Consider the following 717-nt stretch of genomic DNA (forward strand, 5'->3'; position numbering starts at 1 on the left):
TGTCGTCGCCGTAGCCGAGGTCCCGCGCGCCCACGAAGCTGTCGATGCGCAGGAATCCCGCGTCCTGCCGGTCCAGGTGCTCCCACTCCGACAGTGGCCGGCCGATCACCCGGCAGCGCGTGTGGCCCATGGCCACGCACTCGCTTTCGCGCCAGTGGATGGGCATGCCGGTGACCGCCGTGCAGTAGCCGTCCGCGTACCCCACCATCACCCAGCACGCCGGCTCGCCGGTGACCCCGAAATGCTGCAGGTGTGCCTGGGTTTCCCAGGACGCGCCCCAGACGTAATCCCCCCGGAACTCGCCGCGCTCCAGGTCCACCTGCATCGCCTCGATGGGCTGGTTGCGCACGAAGCCCTCCATCTCCCGCAGGCGTGGCCCCAGGGGCAGGGCCTGTGCGGGATCGGCGGTGGCGATCCGGCGGATGCGCTGACCGTCCTCGAAGCCCTGCTGGTAGCCCAGGCGCGTAAGGATATCGCGGGCCCGGGCGGTGCCCAGCTCCGCGATCAGCTCGCGGCGCAGCTCGGCCAGCGAGGTGGCGTGCATGAGCAGCATGCGCTGGTCGAAGAGCTGGATGTGCCCCGCGTCCGGGGAGAAGTGAAGGTGCTCGGCAAGCACGCCGGCGCTGGCGGCGGCGCCGGTATCCGGACTGGCGGTCATGGGACTCCTCCTGCAGCGCCTCCATGCGCGCCTGCCGGGTTGCGGGATATCCGGAAACC

Annotated in this window: 1 protein-coding gene; it reads right to left on the bottom strand. The window is 71.0% G+C overall.

Going from position 1 to position 717, the window contains the following annotated elements; genetic code table 11:
* The coding region (locus G7A99_RS22930) for a XylR N-terminal domain-containing protein (RefSeq protein WP_205600023.1) at window positions 1–658 on the bottom strand (658 nt) is incomplete at its 3' end.
* Between the last annotated feature and the right edge of the window lie 59 nt (window positions 659–717).

The sequence above is a fragment of the Arhodomonas sp. KWT genome (assembly GCF_010993615.1).